At 66.8% G+C, this 24624-nt stretch carries 27 protein-coding genes; 13 read left to right on the forward strand and 14 right to left on the reverse strand.

Features of this window, described 5'->3' with window-relative positions:
* Positions 1–88: 88 nt before the first annotated feature.
* Genes OG874_RS14385 through OG874_RS14395 form a run of 3 tightly spaced genes read right to left on the reverse strand, consistent with a single transcriptional unit; the run spans position 89 to position 2839 of the window.
* Positions 89–502 carry a hypothetical protein gene (locus tag OG874_RS14385; protein WP_330255638.1) on the reverse strand — a complete coding sequence of 138 codons (414 nt, stop codon included), beginning with the start codon at positions 500–502 and terminating at the stop codon, positions 89–91.
* A gap of 1 nt (position 503) precedes the next feature.
* Positions 504–1664 carry a thiolase C-terminal domain-containing protein gene (locus OG874_RS14390; protein WP_330255639.1) on the reverse strand — a complete coding sequence of 387 codons (1161 nt, stop codon included), beginning with the start codon at positions 1662–1664 and terminating at the stop codon, positions 504–506.
* The gene (locus OG874_RS14395) at positions 1661–2839 is read right to left on the reverse strand and encodes a Zn-ribbon domain-containing OB-fold protein (protein ID WP_330255640.1); all 1179 of its coding nucleotides are present in this window, start codon (positions 2837–2839) and stop codon (positions 1661–1663) included. Before OG874_RS14395 ends, OG874_RS14390 begins: the two co-directional genes overlap by 4 nt.
* Positions 2840–3175: 336 nt before the next feature.
* On the opposite strand from OG874_RS14395, the gene OG874_RS14400 reads away from it, so the two are divergent.
* The 3 genes from OG874_RS14400 to OG874_RS14410 all read left to right on the forward strand — a co-directional run bounded on the left by OG874_RS14400 (position 3176) and on the right by OG874_RS14410 (position 5630).
* Positions 3176–3982 (forward strand): TauD/TfdA dioxygenase family protein, encoded by an 807-nt coding sequence (locus tag OG874_RS14400; RefSeq protein ID WP_330255641.1) that lies wholly within the window; start codon positions 3176–3178, stop codon positions 3980–3982.
* Positions 3979–4686: an SDR family NAD(P)-dependent oxidoreductase gene (locus OG874_RS14405; RefSeq protein WP_330255642.1), complete on the forward strand. Its 708-nt coding sequence runs from the start codon at positions 3979–3981 to the stop codon at positions 4684–4686. Before OG874_RS14400 ends, OG874_RS14405 begins: the two co-directional genes overlap by 4 nt.
* 101 nt (positions 4687–4787) lie before the next feature.
* The gene (locus OG874_RS14410) at positions 4788–5630 is read left to right on the forward strand and encodes an alpha/beta hydrolase (protein WP_330257289.1); all 843 of its coding nucleotides are present in this window, start codon (positions 4788–4790) and stop codon (positions 5628–5630) included.
* On the opposite strand, the gene OG874_RS14415 is transcribed toward OG874_RS14410, so the two are convergent.
* On the reverse strand, positions 5608–6090 hold the full coding sequence (locus tag OG874_RS14415) for an LLM class flavin-dependent oxidoreductase (RefSeq protein ID WP_330255643.1): 483 nt from the start codon (positions 6088–6090) through the stop codon (positions 5608–5610). The genes OG874_RS14410 and OG874_RS14415 overlap by 23 nt on opposite strands.
* Before the next feature lie 63 nt (positions 6091–6153).
* Here OG874_RS14415 and OG874_RS14420 point away from each other — a divergent pair, with 63 nt between their 5' ends.
* On the forward strand, positions 6154–6969 hold the full coding sequence (locus OG874_RS14420) for an enoyl-CoA hydratase (protein ID WP_330255644.1): 816 nt from the start codon (positions 6154–6156) through the stop codon (positions 6967–6969).
* Positions 6970–7087: 118 nt separating this feature from the next.
* A complete protein-coding gene (locus tag OG874_RS14425; RefSeq protein ID WP_330255645.1) occupies positions 7088–7843 on the forward strand; it encodes an SDR family NAD(P)-dependent oxidoreductase in 756 nt (251 codons plus the stop codon).
* A gap of 28 nt (positions 7844–7871) precedes the next feature.
* Here OG874_RS14425 and OG874_RS14430 read toward each other — a convergent pair whose 3' ends face one another.
* Positions 7872–9413, reverse strand: a complete 1542-nt coding sequence (locus tag OG874_RS14430; protein WP_442943402.1) for an acyl-CoA synthetase — start codon at positions 9411–9413, stop codon at positions 7872–7874.
* 235 nt (positions 9414–9648) lie between these two features.
* Here OG874_RS14430 and OG874_RS14435 point away from each other — a divergent pair, with 235 nt between their 5' ends.
* Entirely contained in the window at positions 9649–10551 is a 903-nt protein-coding gene (locus OG874_RS14435) for an LLM class F420-dependent oxidoreductase (RefSeq protein WP_330257290.1), read from the forward strand.
* Between the two features lie 20 nt (positions 10552–10571).
* Positions 10572–11420 (forward strand): SDR family NAD(P)-dependent oxidoreductase, encoded by an 849-nt coding sequence (locus tag OG874_RS14440; RefSeq protein WP_330255647.1) that lies wholly within the window; start codon positions 10572–10574, stop codon positions 11418–11420.
* A 140-nt stretch (positions 11421–11560) separates the two neighbouring features.
* On the opposite strand, the gene OG874_RS14445 is transcribed toward OG874_RS14440, so the two are convergent.
* From OG874_RS14445 to OG874_RS14485, 9 genes are all read right to left on the reverse strand, one after another.
* The gene (locus OG874_RS14445; RefSeq protein ID WP_330257291.1) at positions 11561–12070 is read right to left on the reverse strand and encodes a hypothetical protein; all 510 of its coding nucleotides are present in this window, start codon (positions 12068–12070) and stop codon (positions 11561–11563) included.
* Positions 12067–12687 (reverse strand): TetR/AcrR family transcriptional regulator, encoded by a 621-nt coding sequence (locus OG874_RS14450; RefSeq protein WP_330255648.1) that lies wholly within the window; start codon positions 12685–12687, stop codon positions 12067–12069. The genes OG874_RS14445 and OG874_RS14450 overlap by 4 nt, the downstream gene beginning before the upstream one ends.
* A gap of 93 nt (positions 12688–12780) precedes the next feature.
* Positions 12781–13929 carry an acyl-CoA dehydrogenase family protein gene (locus tag OG874_RS14455; protein ID WP_330255649.1) on the reverse strand — a complete coding sequence of 383 codons (1149 nt, stop codon included), beginning with the start codon at positions 13927–13929 and terminating at the stop codon, positions 12781–12783.
* A gap of 10 nt (positions 13930–13939) precedes the next feature.
* Positions 13940–15085, reverse strand: a complete 1146-nt coding sequence (locus OG874_RS14460; protein ID WP_330255650.1) for a thiolase family protein — start codon at positions 15083–15085, stop codon at positions 13940–13942.
* Positions 15086–15104: 19 nt separating this feature from the next.
* On the reverse strand, positions 15105–15926 hold the full coding sequence (locus tag OG874_RS14465; protein WP_330255651.1) for an enoyl-CoA hydratase/isomerase family protein: 822 nt from the start codon (positions 15924–15926) through the stop codon (positions 15105–15107).
* 27 nt (positions 15927–15953) lie between these two features.
* Positions 15954–17171 carry a CaiB/BaiF CoA transferase family protein gene (locus tag OG874_RS14470; protein ID WP_330255652.1) on the reverse strand — a complete coding sequence of 406 codons (1218 nt, stop codon included), beginning with the start codon at positions 17169–17171 and terminating at the stop codon, positions 15954–15956.
* The gene (locus OG874_RS14475) at positions 17171–17938 is read right to left on the reverse strand and encodes an SDR family NAD(P)-dependent oxidoreductase (RefSeq protein WP_330255653.1); all 768 of its coding nucleotides are present in this window, start codon (positions 17936–17938) and stop codon (positions 17171–17173) included. The genes OG874_RS14470 and OG874_RS14475 overlap by 1 nt, the downstream gene beginning before the upstream one ends.
* Entirely contained in the window at positions 17939–19105 is a 1167-nt protein-coding gene (locus OG874_RS14480; RefSeq protein WP_330257292.1) for an acyl-CoA dehydrogenase family protein, read from the reverse strand. It lies immediately after the preceding gene.
* A 138-nt stretch (positions 19106–19243) separates the two neighbouring features.
* Complete coding sequence (locus OG874_RS14485) at positions 19244–19552, reverse strand: hypothetical protein (RefSeq protein ID WP_330255654.1); 309 nt, start codon at positions 19550–19552, stop codon at positions 19244–19246.
* Positions 19553–19805: 253 nt separating this feature from the next.
* Here OG874_RS14485 and OG874_RS14490 point away from each other — a divergent pair, with 253 nt between their 5' ends.
* The 6 genes from OG874_RS14490 to OG874_RS14515 are packed head-to-tail and all read left to right on the forward strand — an operon-like array spanning position 19806 to position 24622.
* Complete coding sequence (locus OG874_RS14490) at positions 19806–20330, forward strand: carboxymuconolactone decarboxylase family protein (RefSeq protein ID WP_330255655.1); 525 nt, start codon at positions 19806–19808, stop codon at positions 20328–20330.
* A gap of 11 nt (positions 20331–20341) precedes the next feature.
* Positions 20342–21613 (forward strand): aromatic ring-hydroxylating oxygenase subunit alpha, encoded by a 1272-nt coding sequence (locus OG874_RS14495; RefSeq protein WP_330255656.1) that lies wholly within the window; start codon positions 20342–20344, stop codon positions 21611–21613.
* Positions 21594–21920, forward strand: coding sequence for a hypothetical protein (locus OG874_RS14500; protein WP_330255657.1), 327 nt, complete (start codon positions 21594–21596; stop codon positions 21918–21920). The genes OG874_RS14495 and OG874_RS14500 overlap by 20 nt, the downstream gene beginning before the upstream one ends.
* A gap of 2 nt (positions 21921–21922) precedes the next feature.
* Positions 21923–23134 (forward strand): metal-dependent hydrolase family protein, encoded by a 1212-nt coding sequence (locus OG874_RS14505; RefSeq protein ID WP_330255658.1) that lies wholly within the window; start codon positions 21923–21925, stop codon positions 23132–23134.
* On the forward strand, positions 23121–23537 hold the full coding sequence (locus OG874_RS14510; RefSeq protein ID WP_330255659.1) for a nuclear transport factor 2 family protein: 417 nt from the start codon (positions 23121–23123) through the stop codon (positions 23535–23537). The genes OG874_RS14505 and OG874_RS14510 overlap by 14 nt, the downstream gene beginning before the upstream one ends.
* Complete coding sequence (locus OG874_RS14515; protein ID WP_330255660.1) at positions 23534–24622, forward strand: acyl-CoA dehydrogenase family protein; 1089 nt, start codon at positions 23534–23536, stop codon at positions 24620–24622. Before OG874_RS14510 ends, OG874_RS14515 begins: the two co-directional genes overlap by 4 nt.
* Positions 24623–24624: the final 2 nt, after the last annotated feature.

Here is a 24624-nt window from a genome sequence, read left to right on the forward strand (position 1 = left end):
CAAATTCTGCACGAAGAGTCACACGTGCGAGTGCCGCGCGCAGACGGCCGGACAACAGATGGCAACCTGCCGCGCGCCCATGCGGACATCAGTGTCCCTGCACCCGGCCCCATATGGTCCGTTCGGCAGCGCCGTCAACGGGCGCGAGGATCTGAACCGACGGCGCGCGCACACGGTAGCGGCGCGGCACCACGACGACCGCGCCGTACTGCCTGGCGATCCGCATGGCGAGGCCGCGCGCGCCCAGTGGCGTGTGCCGCCAGGTCCACGCACAGCCGAACGGTGCGAGAATCTGGGCCGCCTCCGCGAAATCCGCGTGCTCGATCCGTTCCGCGTTGATCATCAACCCCATCAACATGATCGAACTGGTCACCGCCGGGGGCAGCAGGCCGTCACAGACGACGTGCACGCGCCCGGTGTGGCCCGCATAGCGGGCGGCCCACTCCAGCACGGCACGGCGCCGCGCCGCGGTGCCGGTGACGAACGCGACCACGTCATCCATCTCAGGCCCGCGGCCCCGCCAGAATGGTCACCGCCGCGACGGCGGTCGGTCCGCCGACGTTGTGCGCCAGGCCGATTCGCGCACCGTCGACCTGGTTGGCGGCATCGCCGCGCAGCTGTTCGAACAGCTCGACGCATTGGGCTACCCCGGTGGCGCCGGGCGGATGGCCCTTGGCCTTCAAACCGCCGCTCGGATTCACCGGCAGCGCGCCCCCGACACTGGTGACACCGGCTTCGAGGAGTTTGTGCGCCTCGAAGCGGTCAGCGAAGCCGAGATCCTCATAGCTGATCAGCTCGACACCGGTGAAGAAGTCGTGCACCTCGGCGACATCCACATCCGCCGGTGTCAGCCCGGCCATGCCGAACGCCTTTTTGGCGGCGCGGACCGTCGCCGGGAAGGTCGTCATATCCCGTTTGTGCTGGTGCATCACCGAATCCAGGCCCAACCCGACCCCACGCACCCACACCGGACGATCGGTGTAGCGGTCCACCACATCCTCAGCAACCAGCACCAGCGCCGCCGCACCATCGCTCTGGGGAGCACAGTCATACAGCCCGAACGGGGTCACCACGGTCGGCGCGGCGAGGGCCTCTTCGATGGTGATCTCGAAACGCAACCGCGCCTTGAGATTTCGCACACCGTGGCGGTGGTTCTTCACCGCGACCATAGCCATATGCTCGCGGGTGGCCGGAGATTCGTGCAGATACCGCGCGACATGCAGGGCGAAACCGGCGGGCGCGACCAGGCCGAGGGGATAGTCCCAGGCCATATCCCGCGTCATCGCCTCCCACTCCCACAGCATGTTCTTCGACGCCGATTCCCGCAGTTTGTCCGCACCCAGCACCAGCGCGACATCGACCGCGCCCGAGGCGATCGCGAACAACGCGTTGCGCACGGCGTCATGTCCGGTGGCACAGGCGTTTTCGACGCGGGTGACCGGGACCTCGGGCAGCCCGAGGGTATCGGCGAGGATGCCGGAGGGAAATCCGTCGGTGGTACCGAGCTCACCGAACCAGGCGGCCTCGATATCGGATTTGCGCAATCCCTTGTCGATACTGGCCGCGCACTCGGCGAACGCCATCGGCACCAAATCCTTGATACCAAGGGCGAAATGCTCAGCGAACGGCGTCATCCCCGCGCCGACAATGGCAACTCTTCTCATGCCGCCACCTCCAGATCTGGTTCGAAGGCATAGCCGTAATCCGGCACGCCCGATCGCACGGCCACCCGGCGCAGCACCATACGACCACGGTCACCGATATCGACCGCGCCCGGCTCGGCACCGGTGACCTTCACCAGCGCGCGCACCCCCACCTCGTCGAGTTCGACGATGACCAGCGAATACGGGGTCTTGAGCCCCGGTACCGGCACGTGCACCGTCACACCGGTGTAGACGACGGCGGTGCGCGGCAACGGCACCAGGGTGTAATCGGTGCGCAGCGCACCGTCCTCGCCGACCCGATAGCGCGGCGGGAAATCCAATTCATCGGTGTCGGCGTGCTTGCCGGCCACCCAACGCACCTTCGCCTCGAAGGCCCGCTCATAGGCGGCCAGCGAAATCGGGATCTCGGCACCCGGCATGAACGTGCCATCGGGCTTGTCCCGGGCCGCCGGTTCCCGGCGACGGACCTCTACCGCACCGGCGGCCACCGTGACACCGGACAGACTGGCCTGCTCCACACCCACCAGCGGGCCGGTCTGCTCCGACTCCGCGATAGCGGCCAGCGCGAACAGTCCCGCACTCGCTCCGAGCGTCGGCAGTGGCGCGGGCGTGCCGACACACAGATCGACCGCTTGGTCGTGTTCGACCCCGGCCACCGCGATCGGGGTATCCAACCAGGCGACCGCCAGCGAACCGAGCAGACCACGTTCGTGCAGCAACCGGGGATCGCCGTAGTCGTGCACCACACCGGAGGCGTAGCGCGTGCGGACCGGCAGACTGCGCGCGATCCGCGCCGCGGTACGCACCTGCAGGCCACGCTCGGCGGTCAGCGCCGCAGCGGCACCGGCCGGCTCGAGGTCCACACCGATGACCAGAGTCCGCGGCCGAGCCGAGCCGAGAGCGTCCAGCGCAGCGGGCGCACCGCCGAGCCGCTCGATCACCTCCAGTTCCGGATCCAGGCCGAGACCGGCCAGCAGCACCGCGGCATTGCCGCCCTCCAGCAGCGGCAGATCCCGGCTGACCAGAACCACATGTTCCACGCCCGCGCCGGCGTCGAGCGCGGCCCGCCCGGCTTCCACCGCGAGGGTGATCGCGTCCTCGTCGTCACCGGGCACCCGCCGGTCGGCGGCGCCCCAGCACGGCAGATATGTTCCGATCGAAGCGATGAACGGCATCGGATCTCCCCCTTCGTTCTAGGTGGCCGCGCCGGCCGATTCGACCGCGAGGAGGTATCGGTCGATCCGCCCGGCGGTCGCGATATCCGACGCCTGGTCCTGAGAGCGCATCCGGCCTCCTCATCGAGGTGAAAATATAATTCTCTTTGAACGAGAACAAGCAAGCTGTCGGCGGCAACTCTAACAAAGGGACCGACGCCGCGTCACATACTTGCCGGACTTTTCGACAGCCGGTGCCGATATGGCTCGCTCGGCCCTGACGCACGTCACCAACCCCACGGTTGCCACCCAATCCTTCGCGAGAGTACGGTTCTCGTAACAGGAAGGGAGATTCTCGTGATCGAGACTACAGCACTTGGTCCAAACCTGGGAGTGTCTGTCACCGGAGTCGAGGACCTACTCGACGAAACGGCGGTCAGCCGGTGCCTGGAGGCACTGAAGTGGCGCGGCGTACTGCTCATTCGCGGCCTGCATCTCGACGACGCCGCGCAGGTGGCGTTCAGCCGCAAACTGGGCACGGTGCTCGCACCCGGCGGCCAGGAGATCTTCACGGTCTCGCTCGATCCCGCCAAGAACCGATCGGCCGAATACCTCAAGGGCACTTTCTTCTGGCATATCGACGACACCACCAGCAAAGTGCCCGCCAAGGCGACCATGCTCACCGCCCGGCACGTGGCCATGGTCGGTGGCGGCACCGAATTCGCCAGCACCTACGCGGCCTACGAGAACCTGCCCGAACACGAACGCAAACGGTATGAAGGTCTGCGCGTGGTGCACACCTTCGAGGCCGCGCAGCGGCTGGCGTATCCGGAGCCGACCGAGCAGCAGGTAGCGGGTTGGCGCAAAGTGCCCAGCCATGAGAGCGCGCTGGTCTGGCGGCGTCGTGACGGTCGGCGCTCATTGGTTATCGGTGCCACCGCCGACCACGTCGTCGGCATGGACCCCGTCGAGAGCCGCGCGCTGCTCGACGAGCTGCTGGCCTGGTCGACCCAGGAGCGCTTCTGCTACACCCACGACTGGGCCGTCGGCGACGTGGTGATCTGGGACAACACCGGCATGCTGCACCGCGCCCTGCCCTATGACCCGTCCTCGGAACGCACCATGCACCGCAGCACGATCGCTGGTGACGAGCCTTGGTCGTGAAAACCGCGGTGGTCACCGGCGGCGGTTCCGGTATCGGTGCGGCCGTCGCACAGCGCCTGCGCACCGACGGATATCAGGTGGCCACCCTCGACCTGAAACCCCCGACCGGCGACGATCACACCTACGGGGCCGATGTCACCGATCCGGTCGCGGTGGACAAGGCGCTCAACGCGATCCGCCAGCAGTTGGGTCCGGTCACCGTACTGGTCAATGCCGCGGGCCTGGACGGCTTCAAACGCTTCACCAACCTGACCTTCGCCGCCTGGCAGCGCGTGATCGACGTCAATCTCAACGGCGTCTTCCATTGCATCCAGGCCGCACTGCCCGACATGCTGAACGCGCGCTGGGGGCGAATCGTCAATATCTCCTCCTCCAGCGCCCATTCGGGCCAGCCGTTCATGGCGCACTATGTGGCGGCCAAATCGGCGGTCAACGGTGTGACCAAGGCGTTGGCGCTGGAACTCGGCCTCTCCGGGATCACCGTCAACGCGGTGCCGCCCGGTTTCATCGACACCCCGATGCTGCGCGCCGCCGAGGAGCGCGGCGTACTGGGCGGCACCATCCAGCAACATATCGAGCGGACACCGGTGCGACGGGTCGGCCGGGCCGAGGATATCGCCGCGGCCTGCGCATTCCTGATCTCGGATGAGGCCGGCTACATCACCGGCCAGATCTTGGGCGTCAACGGTGGCCGGAACACATGACCGTCACCGATACCGATCCGGTGCCGCCGCTCGACGCGGATGACGGCGCCGCGGCGAGTGGATCGATCAGCCGCCGCATCGTCGAGGTCGATGGCATCCCGATGTCGGCGCTGGTGGCCGAAGCGGCGAATCCGCGGGCCGTCATAGTCGCCGTGCACGGCGGTGCGACCACGTCGGCGTACTTCGACTGCCCGGGCCATCCTCGGCTGTCGCTGTTGCGTACCGCGGCCGCGGTCGGTTTCACCGCTATCGCACTCGACCGCCCCGGCTACGGCAGTTCGCTGCCGTACGGGGGTGAGTTGGACTCACCCGCGCGCCGCGTCGACTTGGCCTACGCGGCGGTGGACCGGATCCTGCACGACCGCCTCCGTGGTGCGGGCATCTTTCTGTGGGCGCATTCGGCCGGTTCCGAATTGGTGGTCCGGATGGCGGCCGACGCACGCAGCACCGAACTGCTCGGTATCGAACTCGCGGGCACCGGGCGCGAGCACCATCCCGCGGCGGCCCCAATCCTGGACACGGCCCATCGGAACGCGAGCGCCGCCGGCGTCCGCGATCTGCTGTGGCAGCCGCGGCGCCTCTATCCACCCGAACTCTTCGGCGGCGCGACCATCTCGTCCCCGACTCCCGCCTATGAGGGCACGGTGGTCCGGCGCTGGGCCGAGCACGACTTCCCCGCGCTCGCCGACCGGGTCCGCACCCCGGTGCACTTCACCGCCGGTACGTACGAGCGGGTCTGGCGTAGCGATCCGAGCGCACTCGCGCAGATCGCGGCCATGTTCACCGCGGCACCGCGCGTCGTGCTCAACGAGCAGGCCGACAGCGGGCACAACCTCAGCCTCGGCCATACCGCCACCGCATACCACCTGAAGGTGCTGTCGTTCGTCGAGGAATGCGCGGTGACCCGCGAAGGCGAGGGATTCAGCCGAGACGAATTCGTCTGACGAGGTCGGCGGCCGCCTCGCGGTCGAGATCGGCCGACAGGCTCAGCGACATCCGGGTCAGGATCGCGCCGAACCGCTCGACCACTCGCCCGGGCAGCTCATCCGGCGTCGCCACGACGGCGAAGGCGTCGACCATATCGTCGGTGATCAGGCCGGCCATATCCGCCCATCGGCCCGCCTTCGACAGCACGGTCAGCTCCTCGTTCACACCATCCCAGCCGTGCAGTTCGAAGATGCCGCGATAGGCCGGAGTCGAGGCATAAAAGGCGAGACGACCGCGCAGCACCGCGATCGACGTGCCCAGCTCGATGCGATCGGTCAGCTCGGCGGCGACGGCCAGCGGCAGAAATGGATCCTGGTTGAGCTCCCCCGACCACATTCCGTCGTAACCGTCGACCTCCAGCATCCGGGCCCTGGTGCCGACCTCGGCCAAGCCACCGGCTGTAGAATCACGTTTCATTCTATCGATAATATGATATCGACTGAATGTAAACATTATTCTCCAACCGCGAGGGAGTGGCGGATGACCGACGGCGAGCCGCTGGTTCTGACCGACACGTCGGACGGGGTCACGACAGTGACGCTCAACCGGCCCGCAGCACGCAATGCCTTGAGTCGGGCGCTCACGCACGCGCTCTGGGACGCCATGAACGCCGCCGAGGCCGACCCGGCGGTACGCGCGGTGGTCCTCACCGGGGCGGATCCCGCCTTCTGCGCCGGGGTCGATCTCGCGGAGGTTTCCGGCGCGGTACCACCTTCCGCGGCACCGCGATCCCCCGGCGCCGGCCCGGAGCGCGGCGCCAACGGTCTGTTCCGATTCGTTCCGGCCATGACCAAACCGGTCATCGCCGCAGTCAACGGACCGGCCGTCACCGGTGGGCTCGAGGTGGCCCTGCAGTGCACCTTCCTGGTCGCCTCGGAGCGCGCCCGCTTCGCCGATACCCACGCTCGCCTCGGCGTGATGCCCGGCGGCGGCGCGACCGTGCTGCTCGCCCGATCCATCGGGGCGCGCCGCGCCATCGAGATGTCGTTGACCGGAAATTTCCTGGACGCCGCTGCGGCGCTGCGGCTCGGGCTGGTCAATCATGTTGTGCCACACAGGGATCTGCTGCCGTTCGCGCAACAGCTGGCCAACGATATCGCCGACAACCACGGACCCGCCGTGCGGCGACTGCTCGCGCACTACCACCAGTTGGCCAACACTTCCACCCTCGACGAAGCACATCTGCTCGAGGGCTATCTGGCCGAGACCTGGCGACCGGGAACCAGTCAGATCGCCGCGCGCCGCGCCGACGTCACCGCGCGTGGTCGCGATCAGACTCGAGGTCCGAACACCTGACACGACAAACCGGATAGTATTGTCCGGTTAGGGCAATCCGCCGATCCAGTCGATCGAATACGCATCGAACAGTGGTTTCTCCGGAAACGGGATCGCCGACCAAGTGTGAGGAGCATCCATGAGCACCACTATCGACCACCGAGTGAGCCTGATAACCGGCGCCGGTTCGGGCATCGGCCGGGCCATGGCCATCGCCTTCGCCGCCGCCGGCGCGCAGGTCGTCGCCGCCGATCTCGACCAGACCAGCGCCGAGAAGACCGCCGCCGAAATCGGCGATGCGGCCATCGCGGTCGCCGTCGATATCGCCGACCAGACATCCGTGGCGAACCTGGTACAGCGCACCATCGATACCTTCGGCCGGATCGATGTGCTGTGCAACAACGCGGGCATCATCGACACCATGGCCCTGCCCGCCGATATGTCGATCGAAGAATGGGACCGGGTGCTGCGCGTCAATCTGACCGGGACTTTTCTGGTCACCAAGGCGGTGCTGCCCCATATGCTGGCCCAGCGCAGCGGCTCCATCGTCAACACCGCGTCCGAAGCGGGTATCCGCGGCGGCGCGTCCGGCGTCGCCTACACCGCCTCCAAACACGGCGTCGTCGGCATCACCAAGAACGTGGCCTGGTCATACGCCAACGACGGCATCCGCTGCAATGCCATCCTGCCCGGCCCCACCCTGACCGGTCTCGCCGGCGCGGCGGCCAATTTCGATCCCACCGGCTCGGCCCGGCTGCGGCCCATCATCTCGCTCACCGAGCGCATCGCCCAGCCAGAGCAAATGGCCGACGTCGCCGTCTTCCTCGGCTCCGACGCCGCCGCCAATATCAACGGCGCGATCATCCCGGTCGACGGCGGCTGGTCGGCGGGCTGATCGACCGCGGTCGAGATCGCCGGGGGTGCTAGATGACGCGGGATTCTCGCCCGCGCCAGTATTGCTCGCGTAGCAGCCGTTTGTAGAGCTTGCCATTGGGGTCGCGTGGCAGTTCGTCGACGAACTCGACGGTGCGCGGGCATTTGTAGGATGCCAGTTCCGCGCGACAGTGCGCGATGAGTTCGACCCCCAGGCTGATCTGGTCGACGGCCGGGTCCACGGGGCATACGACCGCCTTGACCGCTTCGCCCATCTCGTCGTCGGGCACACCGATCACGGCCACGTCGGCGACGGCGGGATGACTCGCCAGCACGTTCTCGGCCTCCTGCGGATAGATGTTCACCCCGCCGGAGATGATCATGTGGGCTTGGCGATCGGTGAGGAAGAGATAGCCGTCCTCGTCCAGATATCCCATATCGCCCAGCGTCCGCCAGCCCTTGTCGTTGGCGACCGACGCGGTTTTGCCGGGATCGTTGTGATATTCGAACGCCCGCCCGCCCGCGAAGTAGACCACACCGATCTGGCCGGGCGGCAACGGATTACCCGCCTCGCCGACGATATGGCATTGCTCCATCGGCCGACCGACCGAACCCGGATGGGCCAGCCACTCCTGCGGCGTGATGTAGGTGGTGCCGATGTCTTCGGTTCCCGAGTAGTACTCGTGGATGATCGGCCCCCACCAGTCGATCATCTGCCGTTTCACCGGAATCGGGCACGGCGCGGCCGAATGCACGACATTGCGCAGGCTCGACAGGTCGTAGCGGTCCCGCTCCCACTTCGGCAGCCGCAGCAACCGCACGAACATCGTCGGCACCATCTGCGTATGAGTGACCCGGTGACGCTCGATGAGTTCCAGACACTGGCGCGGGTCGAACTTCTCCTGCACCACCACGGTCGCGCCGATCCGCTGCCACGACATCGAGAACACCAGTGGCGCGGCGTGATACAGCGGCGCGGGCGACAAGAAGACGGCACCCGGCGCGGCGTCGGTCACGAGCAGCCCCTTGGCGATCTGCACCGGTGCCGCCGACGGATCGCCGAGGGCGGTGCCCGGCAAAGGTTTGCGCACCCCCTTCGGACGACCGGTGGTGCCCGACGAATACAGCATCTCCCGGCCCTCGCATTCATCCGCGAGCGGCAGCGGCGGCGACCCGGCCAGCAACTGCGCATAGGGCTCGAACCCGGCGAGTTCACCGGCCGCCGATACCCGCAGCGGCAGTCGAGTCAGATCGAGCCCCGCGACCACCTCGGCCGATTCCGCGCTCGCCACCAATGCCACCGCACCGCAGTCATCGAGGATGTATTGCACCTCGCTCGGGCGCAGGTGCCGGTTGATCGCGGTGTAGTACAGACCCGAACGTTGTGCCGCCCAAGCGATTTCGAGATAGGCGCGGTTGTTCTCCATGAGGATGGCGAGGTGATCGCCGACGCCGAGGCCGCGCTCACGCAGCGCCCGAGCGAACCGCAGTGACCGCTCTTCCAACTGCGCGTAGGTCACCACCTCACTGGTGGTCCCCAGCACGATCGCGGGCCGGTCGGGGGCCTGCATGGCATGCCGGCCCGGGGTCATTTCGGCCGCCGTCACCGCCGGGCACCGTTCGCCGCAAGCCGCGCCGTCCGTCCAAGAACATTGCTCTCGATCACGCAAGTTATATTCTCACCTCAAGATCGGTTCAGCTGCGGATTGCTCTGGAAATCCGCGCCCGATCCCCATCGGGCGCGCCCGCTCTTGCCGATAAGCTCGGCAACCTGTACGAAGACTAATATTCTCATCAACAGAGACTCTAATTCTCACAGAGGTGACCATGCGCTTCATCTTCCACTACCCGGAGACGAGCGGACTCGACGGCGATGTGCTCGACGCCGGGCCGCTGCGCGAGATCGCGGTCGCGGCGGAACGGTCCGGCTTCGACGGATTCTCGCTCAGCGAGCATCCGGTGCCCGGGGCCCGGTGGCTGGCCAACGGCGGCCATCAGACACTGGATCCGTTCGTCGCGCTCGGCTACATCGCCGCGGCCACCGAACAGCTGCGCCTGCTCACCCATCTGGCCGTAGCGCCGTATCGGAATCCCTTCCTGCTGGCCAAGGCCGCGGCGACGCTCGACAAACTCTCCGGTGGGCGAGTCACGCTCGGTCTGGGCACCGGATATCAGAAGAGCGAATTCCACGCTCTCGGTATCGATTTCGACGAACGCAACGTGCTGTTCGACGAAACCCTCGACACCCTCCCCCTGCACTGGAGCGGGGAACCGTTCAGCTATGCGGGCAAGCATGTCAACGCGCGCGACGTGATCGCCCGGCCGCGGCCGGTCCAGCAGCCGATCCCGGTCTGGGTCGGCGGCAATTCCAAGCTCACCCGCCGCCGCGTCGCCGAACGGGCCCAGGGCTGGATGCCGATGACCGGCGGCGCACAGCTCAGCGCCACCGCCCGCACCCCGGCCCTCGGCACCGTCGCGGACCTGGCCGCCGCCATTGCGGAGTTGCGCGCGGCGGCGAGCGCGGCCGGGCGGTCCGATCCGATCGACGTGCTGTACTCCTACCAGGGCGACGGGATCGAGGCACCGGCAGTCGACGCCGACCGGCACCGGGAGGCGTTCGCCGAACTCGAGAAGGCCGGTGTCACCTGGATCGTGGTGTCGAGCCGGACGAATTCGAACGCGGCGACGCTGGCATTTCTCGATGCCTTCGGCACGACCTATTTGTCGTGACCGACCGGAGGACAGCAGCGATGGGATGGTTCGAAGAACGCGGTGGGCTGGCCGGCACCGTCGCGGTGATCACCGGTGGTGCGGGCGGTCTCGGGGAAGCGATCGCCCTCGATCTGGCCGCCAACGGCGTACGCCTCGCCGTACTCGACATCGACGGCGAGGCAGTGGAAAACCTCCGGCGCACCCTCGATGAACAGGACTGCGACGCGATCGTGCGGCATGGCGACGTGCGGGAGCCCGACGCGCTCGCGGCCCTGTTCACCGCCGTCGACGAGCGGTGGGGCAGACTCGACACGCTCGTCAACGTGGTCGGCGGCACCTTTCGGGCGCCCTTCGTCGACACCACACCCAAAGGCTGGGACAGCCTGTTGCGGGCGAACCTGAGCCACGTACTACACGCCTGTTCCTTGGCGGTTCCCCGCATGCGCAGCGGTCGACGTGGCGGCAGCATCATCAATATGACCACCATCGAGGCGCACCGCGCGGCGCCCGGGTTCGCCGTCTACGCGGCGGCCAAGGCGGCCGTCGAACAGTTCGCGCGCACCCTCGCCGTCGAACTCGCCCCGGACGGCATCCGGGTCAACAACATCGCGCCGGACTACGCGCCGACCCCGAATCTCAGCCGGCTCTCGAACGGCGATGACGCACTGTCGAATCCGGTCGGCGTCCGCGTCGCCATCCCGATGGGACGGGTCGGGCAGGTCACCGATGTATCCAGTTGCGCGGTATTCCTGGCGTCGGGGCTGTCGACCTACATCACCGGAACCACCCTGCACCCCGATGGCGGCACGTTCGCGTCCGCGGGCTGGTTCAACTGGCCGGATTCGGGTTGGGCCAATCACGCGCCCCTGCGATTCCTGGAACGCTGACCCCCTGACGCACTACGGCTTCACATTGGGCGCCGAATTCGGCACCTGGGGTGAGCCGATGGCACCACGCGCGCCGCAGCCGGGCGAATACGACGTCGCCGTGCGGCGGATCGAGGCCGGTCCGCCGCGCCGCCGGTCGGTCAGCTCGCCGGGATCAGATCCGATGCGCCCGGCCACAGCAGCAGCTCACTGCTGCGGAATGTTTCGATATCGCCGATCGGGTCGACCGGGGCGTCGAGTGCGGCGAGCGCCTGTGCTTTGAAAGCCCGTGCGGCAACACTCAATTGGTGCTGCACCGAACCGACCCGATGATCCAGCCCGCTCGGACACAGCTCACCCCAGAGCGTCACTTCGGCCGCATGCTGATCGAGTGTGTCCTGCACGCCGCGGCGGACCCGGACATCGGATTCGTACAGATCGCCGGCGACGGCCAGTGCCCGGGGCAGCGGGCCGTGCTCACCCATCAACCGCAACGCGGATTCCAGATCGACCGCCTCGACCCCGAGAATCCGCAGCGGCCGCAGATCCTCGCATTCGGCGACCAGCACCGTGACGTGCCAGCCGGCCATCACTCGGTCGAATATCCACCCGCCGGCACTGGCCACCACCTCGGCCATGCTCGGCGCGACGACGGCAAGTCGGTGCCTCAGCGGATGGCGACGGGCGCGAGCTCGCGAGCTAGCGACCGGGTGTATCCCTTGAACACCTCGGTCAAGGGAATTGAGGGATCGAGCAGCCATGAGGTTTCCATTCCGTTGAGAAATGCGACAATCTCGACGGCCTTGACCGCCGGGTCCAAATCGACGCGGTACCGTCCGGCGCGCTGACCGCGCCGGATGCCCGCGGCCACGGCGTCGACCGCGGCTCGGTACCTATCGAGCAACCGATTGCGCAGCGGCGCATCCGGTTCCAGATTCTCGATCACAAGGACGGCGAACATGCCGACCAGATCGGGTGAGCGGTCGAATCGTTCGACGATCCGCTCGAGCTCCACGATCAGGTCGCCGGTGCGGTCCGCGTGCAATTGGTCGTCGGTGTCGCGAGCTTCGAGTATGGCGTGCAGCAACTGCTCCTTGGACTCGAAATGATGCAACAGTCCCGCCGAGGTGACCCCAGCCGCCCGCGCGATCTGCGCGAGCGAGGTGTTGCGCCATCCATTACGTGTCAACAACTGCTGGGCGACAGCCAGGATCCGCAGTTTGCGATCCTCACCTTTGGCGAGCAGAGCGTCGTAGCGCCGCGTGGTCGCGGGCCGCTGACCAGACATCGAACTCCCTCGTTCGACCAACCTACTGATGACACAGTAGGTTGGTTTGGCCGATGTGACAAGGGTCTCATTCGATATTCATCGGGACTCAGATCACAGACCGAGGGATTTGGCGATGATCACCTTCATGACCTCGCTGGTCCCGGCGTAGATGCGGGCGACCCGGGCATCGGTGTACAGCCGGGCGATCGGATACTCGGTCATATAGCCATAGCCGCCGAACAGCTGCAGACAGCGGTCGACCACCCGGCCCTGCACCTCGGTCGCGAACAATTTGACCCGCGCGGCATCGGCGCCGGACAGCACGCCGTCCACCAGATCCAGCACGGCGCGGTCGACCATGGTCTGCGCGGCCTCGATCTCCGCGGACATCGCGGCCAGCTCGAATTTCGTATTCTGGAAGGACGCAACCGGCGTTCCGAATGCCTTGCGCTGCTTGACGTATTCGATCGTCGCGGTAACCGCGGCGCGGGCCTGCGCGACCGAGCCGACCGCGACCGTCATCCGCTCCTGCGGCAGATTGTTGCCCAGATAGCCGAATGCCGCCCCGTCCTCGCCGAGCCGATTCGCCGCCGGGACTCGCACATTGTCGAACGACAGCTCGACGGTGTCCTGCACCTTGCAGCCCATTTTGTCCAGCACCCGGCCACGTTCGAATCCGGGCATACCGTCCTCGACGACGAGCAGGGTCAGACCCGCGCGCCGGTTCTCCGGATCGGTCGCGGTGCGCGCCACCACGATCACCAGATCGGCCAGCAATCCACCCGTGATGAAGGTCTTCGCGCCGTTGAGCAGGTAATCGTCGCCGTCGCGCACCGCGGTGGTGCGCATGCCCGCCAGATCCGAGCCGGTGCCCGGTTCGGTCATCGCGATCGCGGTCAGCAGCTCGCCGTTCGCGAGCCCGGGAAACCAGCGCTGTCGCTGATCGGCATCGGCGTACTCCAGGAAGTACGGGAGGATCACGTCGAGCTGGGTCCGCACCGTACTCAGGGTGACCAGCGCGCGCGCCGCTTCCTCCTGCAACACCGCGTTGTAGCGGTAGTCCCGCAGGCCCGCGCCCCCGTACTCCTCCGGGATGGCCACGCCGAGCACCCCGAGCGAGCCGAGACGGGCGAAGATCTCGCGCGGCATCTGCCCGGCCTGCTCCCACTGCGCATAGTGCGGCGCCACTTCTTTCTCGATGAATTCGCGCGCCAACTGCCGGAAGGCCTCATGGTCGGTGGAATAGATTTCTCGGCGCACCGGAACCTCCTCAGGCCGCGAGTTCGACGATGGTGGCGTTCGCGGTGCCGCCGCCCTCGCACATGGTTTGCAGGCCGTAGCGAATCCCGTTGTCGCGCATGTGATGAATCATTCGGGTCAGCAGGCCCGCACCCGATCCGCCGAGCGGATGGCCGAGCGCGATGGCGCCACCGAGCGGATTGAGCCGGCCCGGGTCGGCGCCGGTCTCGGCGAGCCAGGCCAGTGGTACGGAGGCGAACGCCTCGTTCACCTCGAAGACGCCGATATCGGCCAGGGCCAGGCCCGCCTTGCCCAGCACCTTCTCGGTCGCCGGAATCGGGCCGGTCAGCATGAGCACCGGATCCGAGCCGGCCACCGCACCGGCGCGATAGCGCACCAGCGGCGTCAGCCCCAGCGCACGCGCTTGTTCGGGCGTCGTCACCAGCAGTGCGGCGGCACCGTCGGAGATCTGCGAGGAGTTGCCCGCGTGAATCACACCGTCGTCCTGGAAGGCCGGTTTCAGCGCGGCGAGTTTCTCCGGTGTCGTACCGCGTCGTATCCCTTCATCGGCCGCGACGGTCCCGGCGTCGGTGGTCACCGGGACCAGTTGCGCGTCGAAGGCTCCCCCGTCCTGCGCGGCCGCGGCGAGCTCATGTGACTGCGTGGCGAATTCGTCGAGCCTGCGCCGGGACAAACCCCATTTCCGCGCGATCAGTTCCGCCGATATCCCCTGGTTGAAGGAGAAATCCTGATAGCGCGCAAGGACTTTGGGCCCGTACGGCATACCGTCGGCCTTCGCCGCACCCAGCGGCACCCGGCTCATGACCTCCACCCCGCCCGCCACGACGATCTCCTGCTGGCCCGACATCACCGCCTGTACGGCGAAATCCAATGCCTGCTGGCTCGACCCGCAGGCCCGGTTGACCGTGGTGCCGGGAATGCTCTCCGGCCAGCCCGCGGCCAGTACCGAATAGCGGCCGATATTGCTCGATTGGTCACCGACCTGGGATACGCAACCCCAGATGACGTCGTCGATCACCGCCGGATCGATCCCGGTGCGCTCGACCAGCGCGGTGAGCACGGCCGCGGACAGGTCGGCCGCATGCATCGCGGACAGTCCCCCGTTGCGCTTGCCCACCGGCGTGCGAACCGCCTCGACGATTACTACTTCACGCATGCACTCTCTCCCATTCGGACTAACCACGTTCGGAATTCGCGGTGGATTTGCCGGCCGCGGTTGCCGACCACAGACCGGTGAAATCGGGATCGCGCTTCTCGACGAACGCCGCGAAGGCCTCGGGCGCGTCGGCCGTCGCGAAGTTGACCGCCTGTGCCCGGGCCTCATTGGCCAGCGCGTCCCGCAGGGTCCGGTCGGCGCCCTCGTTCAATAGCGCTTTGGTCTGCGCCAGTGCGATGGACGCGCCGGCGACGAGCCGCTCGCCGAGCGAGGCGACGAACGCGTCGATATCCGGCTCGGGCACCACCCACGTCACCAGATTCAGTGCGCGCGCCTGCTCGGCGTCGATGGTTTCGGCCAATAGCGCCAACCGTTTCGCCTGCTGCAGCCCAACCAGTTTCGGCAGCAACCACGAGCCGCCGAGATCCAGTGACAACCCGCGCCGGGTGAATATCTGCGAGAACCGCGACTGCGGCGTGGCCACCACCAGATCGCAGCCGAGCGCGAGATTCCAGCCCGCGCCGACGGCCACCCCGCTCACCTTCGCGATGGTGGGGATCGGCAATTCGTGTAGCAGCAGGGCCACATCGGTCAGCATGCGCATCTTGTAGGTGGGATGGCCGCCGTCGGGCGCGGAGATATCGGCGCCGGAGCAGAACGCGCCGCCGGCGCCCGTGATGACGAGCGCGCGGACGCCGCGATCGTTGCCCGCCGCGTCCAGCGCGTCGCGCAGCGCCGTCCACAGTGTCGAGTTGATCGCGTTCTTGCGCCGCGGCCGGTTCAGCGTGAGGGTACGCACGCCGTTGTCGTCAGTACACAACAGCACCGAATCATCGGTCACGACAACCTCTTTCGTTCGTAGTCGAAATCAGCGGTAGGCCGGTCCGATGACGCCGCGCACGCGCAGCAGGGAGATCTCGTCATCGGAGAGTCCGAATTCGGCGAGCACCTCTGCGGTGTGCTGGCCGAGCGCGGGCACCGCGCCCATGGGCGGGTCGAAACCGGCGATGATCGGCGGCGGCAGCAGCGACGGGATCGGGCCCGCCGGCGTGTCGATACGACGCCAGCGATCCCGATCGGTCAACTGCGGATGCACGATCACCTCGCTGGGCAAGTTGTAGCGGGCATTGCCGATACCGGCCGCATCCGCGGCCTTCTGCACATGGGCCAGATCATGGTGCGCGCACCAGGCGCCGACCTCGGCCTCGAGCACGTCGCGATGGCGAACCCGATCGGGATTGGTCCGGAACCGCGCGTCCTCGGCCAGGTCCGGACGCCCGAGCAGTGCACGCGCGAACCGTTGCCATTCGGCGTCGTTCGTCGTGCCGAGCACCACGGTCTGCCCGTCGGCGGTCCGATAAGCGCCGTAGGGCGCCACCGCGGGCGAACTCATGCCCAACGGCTGCTGGTCCACCCCGGAGTGCCGGGTATAGGTGAGTTGGTACCCCATCACGTCGGCCATGGTGTCGAACAGGCTCACGCTGACGGCCGCACCACCGGTACCGCGCTGCCCGCGTGCGTACAGCAGCGCCACGATCGACACCGCGGCGGACAAACCGGTGCTGACATCGGCCACCGGCGGCCCGGGTTTCGCCGGTGCGCCCGGCTCGCCGGTGACCGCGCATACTCCCGATTCCGCTTGCGCGAGTAGGTCGTACGCGCGTTTACCCGACAGCGGCCCGCCCGCGCCGAACCCATCGATCTCCACCGCGATCAGATCGGGATGACGCTCGGCCAGATCGGCCGGCGCGAGGCCGAGCCGGGTGGTGGCGCCGGGCGCGAGATTGGACACCAGCACGTCGGCGCGCTCGAGCAGCCGGTGCAGCACCTCCAGTCCGGCAGTCGATTTCAGATCCAGAGTCACCGATTCCTTGCCTCGGTTACACCACACGAAGTGCGCCGCGAGGCCATTGACCACATCGTCGTAATGCCGGGCGAAATCGCCGCCGCTCGGGTTCTCCACCTTGATCACCCGGGCCCCCAGATCGGCGAGCGTTCGGGTGCACATCGGCGCCGACACCGCCTGCTCCAAGGTCACCACGGTGACACCCGCCAGCGGTGCGCCCACCGGCGCCTGCTCGGCCATCACATCACCATGCCGCCGTCCACCGGCAGCACCTGCCCGGTGACGAAGGAGGACGCGTCCGAGGCCAGGAAGACGAACGCGCCGGCGATCTCCGCCGGTTCCGCCCACCGCCGCAACGGAATTCGGGCCAGCATCTGGGCGGCGAATTTCTCGTCGGTGCGAATGGTGTTCGTCATCGGGGTCGCCGCCAGCGGCGCGAGCGCGTTCACCAGGATGTTCTTGCGCGCCAGTTCGCGGGCGAGGGATTTCGTCACGCCGATGATGCCCGCCTTGGCCGCGGAGTAGTTCACCTGGCCAAGGGTGCCGACGATGCCTGCCGAGGAGGTCACGTTGATGATCCGCCCGGTGCCATCGGTCGCCAGCTTCGGCAGCGCGGCCTGCGAACAGGTGAACGTGCCCATCAGATGGATGTCGATCAGCCGCCGGATCGAATCCTCGGTCGTATCGGCGAACATCGCCGGATCGGTCACCCCGGCGTTGTTCACCAGAATGTGCAGGGTGCCATCACCCAGCTCCGCCGCCGCGGCGACCGCGGCATCGGCCGCCGCGCGATCACGCACGTCCAATGCCGCCGAGCCGGCGGTGCCGCCTTCGGCGGTGATCTTCTCGGCGACGTCCGCGGCGGCCGCGCCGTCGACATCGGTCACCAGCACCGCCGCACCCGCGGCGGCGTAGGCCCGTGCGACAGCCGAGCCGATACCGCCCGCGGCGCCGGTGACCAGCGCCGAGCGGCCGGTCAGGTCGAAATATCGATTCTCGATAGCCATTCAGTAGCTCCTCGGCATTCCCAGCGTGTGTGATCCCAGGTAGTTCAGGATCATTTCTTGACTGATCGGCGCGATCTTCATCACCCGCGCCTCTCGGAAATAGCGGGCGACGTTGTATTCCTCGGCGTAGCCCATACCGCCGTGTGTCTGCAGTGCGCGGTCGGCCGCGGTGAATCCGGCGTCCGCGCACAGATATTTGGCGGTATTCGCCTCGCGCCCGCACGGCTTGCCGTTGTCATAGAGCCAGGTGGCCTTGCGCAATATCAGTTCCGCCGCGTCCAAATGGGTCAGCGAATCCGCGAGCGGGAACTGGATGGCCTGGTTCATGCCGATCGGCCGGCCGAACACGACCCGCTGGTTGGCGTATTTCACGGCCTTGTCCAATGCCACCCGGCCCAGGCCGAGGGCCTCGGCGGCGATCAACATCCGCTCGGGGTTCAGGCCATCGAGCAGGTATTGGAATCCCCTGCCCTCCGCACCGACTCGATCGGCGACCGGCACGCGCAGATCGTCGATGAACAATTCGTTCGAGGTGACCGCGTTGCGGCCCATCTTGGCGATCGGCCGGATATCGACCCGGCTGCGATCCAGGTCGGTGAGGAACAGCGTCATACCGTCGGTCTTCTTACCGACCTCGTCATAACTCTGGGTACGGGTCAGCAGCAGAATCTTCTCCGACTCCATGGCCTTGGAGATCCACACCTTGCGCCCGTTCACCACATAGTGGTCGCCGTCGCGTTTGGCGAATGTCGTGATGCGCGTGGTGTCCAGCCCCGCGCCCGGCTCGGTGACCCCGAAACAGACATGCAGATCGCCTGCCGCGATACGCGGCAAGGTCCGGCGCTTGAGTTCCTCGGAGCCGTGCACCACGACCGGATGCATACCGAAGATCGATATATGGATCGAGCTGGCGGCATTCATCCCGCCGCCGGACCGCGACACCTCCTCGAGCAGCAGCGACGCCTCGGTGATGCCGAGACCATGGCCGCCGTACGCCTCCGGAATGGTGATGCCCAGCCAACCGCCGCCGGCTATCGCCTGGTAGAACTCCGTCGGGAATTCATGTGCCTGATCCTTGTGCATCCAATACTGGTCATCGAACCGCTTCACCAGTTCGGCGACCGATTTGCGAATCAGTTGCTGATCCTCGCTGAGTTCGAAATTCATGCCCGCGGACACATCCACTCCTTTCACCGGAAAGATTCATCGACCGCACGCGCCCGCGAGCGGATGCTGATGTCGTGGTCGGCCACCGACGCGCGCAGCGCATCGAGTTGATGTCGTCGCGCCGCACTCGGCAACTCGTCAATCCGAGGCCGGCAGCGCCTTGGCGGCCTTGATCGTCATCGGCACGCCGTCGCAGCTCAGCTCCCCCGCACCGGCGGCGGTGCACAGCACCTCGACCGTCTCACTCGCGTCGACATAACGCTTGCCGAGCACCGTGACCGTCGACCCGTTCGCCGCGACCGGCGTGGCGGTGGCCGCGGGAACCATCGGGCTCCCACCGCAGGCGAGCACCGGTGCGGCGTCGGCCGGGATCCGGATCACCACCACCCGAGTGCTGCACACGGTGCTGGCGAGCTGGTCACCCGGACGCGGGGGTGCTGTCGTCATGATGAATCTCCGTTCCTGGCTCTCACTGATTGAAAACTAGCTTCTCATTTGAAGAGAATCAATGCTGCACCAGCCTCGAGCCGAGATGCTGAGCCAGCACCTCGGCAGCGGCGCGCGATCCGACGTCGGCGAGCCCGTCGCCAGCCGGAGAACCGGCCGGTACTCCGGCGCGCGATTGACTATCCGGCCGTCGCGTGGAAATCTTACAGTTCAAAAGTGAGAATCTAATTCTCCAACCCGAGAGGAGGGAACGATGCGTCTACCCCCGCTGCCAGCAGACCAATGGGACGACGAGGTCCAGCGCTCACTCGCCGGCATCCTCGCCCGCGAGCGGCAGAACCCGGAGGAAGCCGGCAATGTCCTGGCCACACTGGTCCGGCACCCGGCCCTGGCCAAGGCGTTCTTCGGCCTCGGCGTCCATCTGCTGTTCCGGTCGACGCTGCCGCCGCGCGTGCGCGAACTGACGATCATGCGTGTCGCACACCGACGCGGCTGCACCTACGAGTGGAACCACCATCTCGAGTTCGCGGCGCAGGCGGGATTGACCGAAGACGACATCGCGTCCATCCAACGCGGCACCGCCCCCGACGAGTTCGACAACCTCGTGCTCAGTGCCGCCGACGAACTCGACGACAAGTCCAACCTGTCCGACCAGACCTGGGCCGCACTCGGCGAGCGCCTGAACGAGCGCCAGTGCATGGACCTGGTTTTCACGGTCGGCTGCTACTGCATGTTGGCCATGGCCTTCAACACATTCGGCGTAGAAGTCGAACACTGAAAGGTAATCCGTTGCCCCACTTCACCAAACCAGCCGCGGGAAGCTGGACCAAGAACTATCCCGAGCTCGGCACCGAGCCGGTCGACTACACCGACTCGATCGATCCGCAGTTCTACGAAGACGAGCGCAACGCGATCTTCCGGAAATCCTGGCTCAATGTCGGTCGCGTGGAACGTCTTCCGCGCGGCGGCAGCTATTTCACCCGGGAACTCGCCTGCATCGGCACATCGCTGATCATCGTCAAGGGCACCGACGGCGTTGTGCGCGCCTTCCACAACATCTGCCGCCATCGCGGCAACAAGCTGGTGTGGGACGACTACCCGAACGAGGAGACCGCGGGCACCTGCCGCCAATTCACCTGCAAGTACCACGCCTGGCGCTACAGCCTGGAAGGCGAGGTGAATTTCGTCCAGCAGGAGCACGAGTTCTTCGACCTCGACAAACAGCAGTACGGACTGAAGTCGGTGCGCTGCGAGGTGTGGGAAGGGTTCATCTTCATCAACCTGGACGAGGATGCCCAGCCGCTCAACGACTACCTCGGCTCGATGGTCAAGGGCGTCGAGGGTTATCCGTTCCACGAGATGACCGAGGTGTACACCTACCGGGCCGATATCGGCAGCAACTGGAAACTGTTCATCGACGCCTTCGCCGAGTTCTATCACGCGCCCATCCTGCACATGAAGCAGGCCGTCAAGGATGAGGCCGAAAAGCTGGCCGGGGTCGGCTTCGAGGCGCTGCACTATCAGTTGGACAGCCCGCACTCGATGGTCTCCTCCTGGGGCGGTATGTCCCCGCCCAAGGACCTGAGCATGGTCAAGCCGATCGAGCGGGTCCTGCGCAGTGGTCTGTTCGGTCTGTGGGACAAGCCCGATATCGAAGGCCTCGATCAACTGCCGCCCAGCATCAATCCCAGCGGCCACCGGGCATGGGGCATCGACGAATTCGAGATCTTCCCGAATATGTCGCTGCTGTTCTGGGAGCCGGGCTGGTTCCTCACCTACCACTACTGGCCGACCGCGGTGAACCGGCACATCTTCGAGGCGAGCCTGCACTTCGTACCCGCGAAGAACGCCCGCGAGCGGCTCGGCCAGGAACTGGCCGCGGTCACGTTCAAGGAATACGCGCTCCAGGACGCGAACACGCTGGAGGCGACCCAGACGATGCTGGCCACCCGGGTCGTCTCCGATTTCCCCCTCAACGACCAGGAGATCCTGCTGCGTCACCTGCACAAGGTCGCCAAGGACAAAGTCAAGGAGTACCGCGATGCCACTGCTGCCCGCTGAATTCGCCGACCTGGAACCATTCGCCGACTGGGTGCTGGCCACCGAGCCGGAGCGGTATGCCAAGCGCCTGGCCTCCTCCATGGCGCAAATGCAGGAGTTCTACGACGCCGCGTTCCCGCGCATCGACGCGGCGATCACCTACTGCGACAAGTTCCCCTGGGGTGATCTGCCCGACGACGCCCGTGCCCTGTTCCATCTGATGCAGTCGCTGATCAATGTGACCTTCCCGGTGGAGGTGTGGAAGCAGGCGCGAGTGCCCGACAGTGGCGCCGCCATGGTCGAACTCATCAAGGAGCCGGTGGTCTGACCATGCTGACGCTGAAGGCCGCCGGACTACTCGATATCGACACCGGCGAGATCATCCGACCCGGCATCCTGCGGATCGAGGGCGATCGCATCGTCGGTGTCGGCGGATCACCCGAGGGTGAACTGCTCGACCTCGGTGACGTGATACTGCTGCCCGGCCTGATGGATATGGAGGTCAACCTCCTGATGGGCGGGCGGGGCGAGACCGGGCTGGCCTCCAGCGTCCAGGACGATCCCGCGCTGCGCATGCTGCGTGCGGTGGGCAATGCCCGCCGCACGCTGCGGGCGGGGTTCACCACCGTGCGCAATCTCGGGTTGTTCGTCAAGACCGGCGGTTACCTACTGGATGTCGCGCTGGGCAAGGCCATCGACGCGGGCTGGATCGACGGTCCGCGGGTCGTGCCTGCCGGCCATGCGATCACCCCGACCGGTGGGCATCTGGACCCGACGATGTTCTCGGCGTTCGCACCGCATGTGCTGGACCTGACCGTCGAAGAGGGCATCGCCAACGGCGTCGACGAGGTACGCAAGGCGGTCCGGTACCAGATCAAACATGGCGCCCAGCTGATCAAGGTGTGCGTCTCGGGCGGGGTCATGTCGATGACCGGCGCGCCCGGTGCCCAACACTATTCGGCCGAGGAGCTGCGCGCGATCGTGGACGAGGCCCATCGGCGCGGGCTGCGCGTCGCCTCGCACACCCATGGCGCGGATGCCGTGCGGGCGGCGGTCGAGGCCGGGATCGACTGTATCGAGCACGGTTTCCTCATCGATGACGACGCGATCGCGCTGATGGTCGAGCGCGGCACGTATCTGGTGCCGACGACTCGGCTGGCCGATGCCATGGATGTCTCCAAGGCCGCGCCCGAACTCCAGGCCAAGGCCGCCGAAATGTTCCCGCGCGCACGCACTTCGGTGCTGGCCGCCTACAAGGCCGGAGTGAAGATCGCGGTGGGTACCGATGCCCCCGCGATTCCGCACGGCCGCAACGCCGACGAGCTGGTCGCGCTCGTCGAACGTGGTATGCGCCCGCTGGATGTGCTGCGGGCCGCGACCGTCACGGCCGCCGAGCTGATCGACGTCACCGACCGCGGCCGACTCGCCGAGGGGCTGCTCGCCGATGTCATCGCGGTAGCCGGCGACCCCATAGCGGACATCACCGCAACCCAGCGGGTGCGGTTCGTGATGAAAGGCGGCAAGGTCTTTGTCCAGAACTGACGATGTGATCGAACTCGAGCAGCTGCTCGCGCGCTACGCGGTCACCATCACCAAGGGCGATATCGAGGGGCTGCTCGCGGTCTTCACCCCCGATGGCACCTACAGCGCGTTCGGCGATACCTACCCCCTGGCCGAGTTCCCCGATCTGGTCGCGGCCGCCCCGAAAGGGTTGTTCCTCACCGGAACTCCGGCGCTCGAACTCGATGGCGACAGCGCCGGCGGCACCCAGCCGCTGTGCTTCATCGACCACGCCACCCACGATATGCGGATCGGCTACTACAGCGATACCTATGCTCGCACCGATGCCGGTTGGCGGCTGCGCACCCGGGCGATGACGTTCATCCGCCGCAACGGCGACCACGATTCGGGCCGCCCGCATGCCTTCGAACGACCGAGTGTATGAATCGCACCGAATTCCGGGCCGGTCTGCGGACCTGGCTCGACGAGAACAACCTGTCCGTCGGTGTCAGTCACTCCCTCGACGAACAGGTCGCGCAACTGGCCCGGGTCCGCCGAGCCCTGTACGACGCGGGCTGGATGCGCTACGGCTGGCCCGCCGAGGTGGGAGGCCTCGGCGGGCCGGCCGTCTTCCGGGCGATCCTTGGTGAAGAGGTCGCCACCCGGGACCTCGCCGAACCCGGAATCTATTCCATGGTCGAGGTGCTCGCACCGACCATGATCGCCTACGCCCGGCCGGAACTGGCCGCGGATATGGTGCCGCGTCTGCTGAGCGGCCGCGAACAGTGGTGCCAGGGATTCTCCGAACCCGGCTCCGGCAGCGATCTCGCTTCCCTGACCACCCGGGCCGAGCAGCGCGGCGCGGATTGGGTGATATCCGGCCAGAAGGTCTGGACCAGCCTCGCCCAGTTCTCGACGCGGTGCGTGCTGCTCACCCGAACCGCGCCGGGGCATGCGGGGATCACCGCGTTCTTCGTGGATATGGACTCCCCCGGTATCACCGTCCGGCCGCTGCGCACGATGCACGGCGTCGACGAATTCGCCGAGGTGTACTTCGACGAGGTGGTCGTCCCCGCGGACCGGATGCTCGGCCGACCGGGTGACGGCTGGCGGGTCGCGATGGATCTGCTGCCATATGAGCGCTCGACCTGCTTCTGGCACCGGGTCGCCTATCTGTACACGCGATTGGACGATCTGCTGACCGAGACGTCCATACCGGACGACGCCGAACTCGGCGCCGCCTATCTCGCGCTGCACACCATTCGCTGCCGGTCCCGGGCCACCCAGCAGCGCCTCGCCGACGGCGCCGAACTCGGTCCGGAGACCTCCATCGACAAGGTCTTACTGGCCACCGCCGAACAGCAACTGTTCGACACCGTGCGGGATCTGCTGCCCGGCACACTCGAACTCGACGATGTGCGCTGGCGCACGGAATTCCTGTACTCGCGCGCGGCGACGATCTATGGCGGCACCGCCGAAATCCAACGCAATATCATCGCGCGCCGACTGCTCGACCTGGGGAAGGAGTGAGC

This window comes from Nocardia sp. NBC_00565 (assembly GCF_036345915.1).
Taxonomy (GTDB): Bacteria; Actinomycetota; Actinomycetes; order Mycobacteriales; family Mycobacteriaceae; genus Nocardia.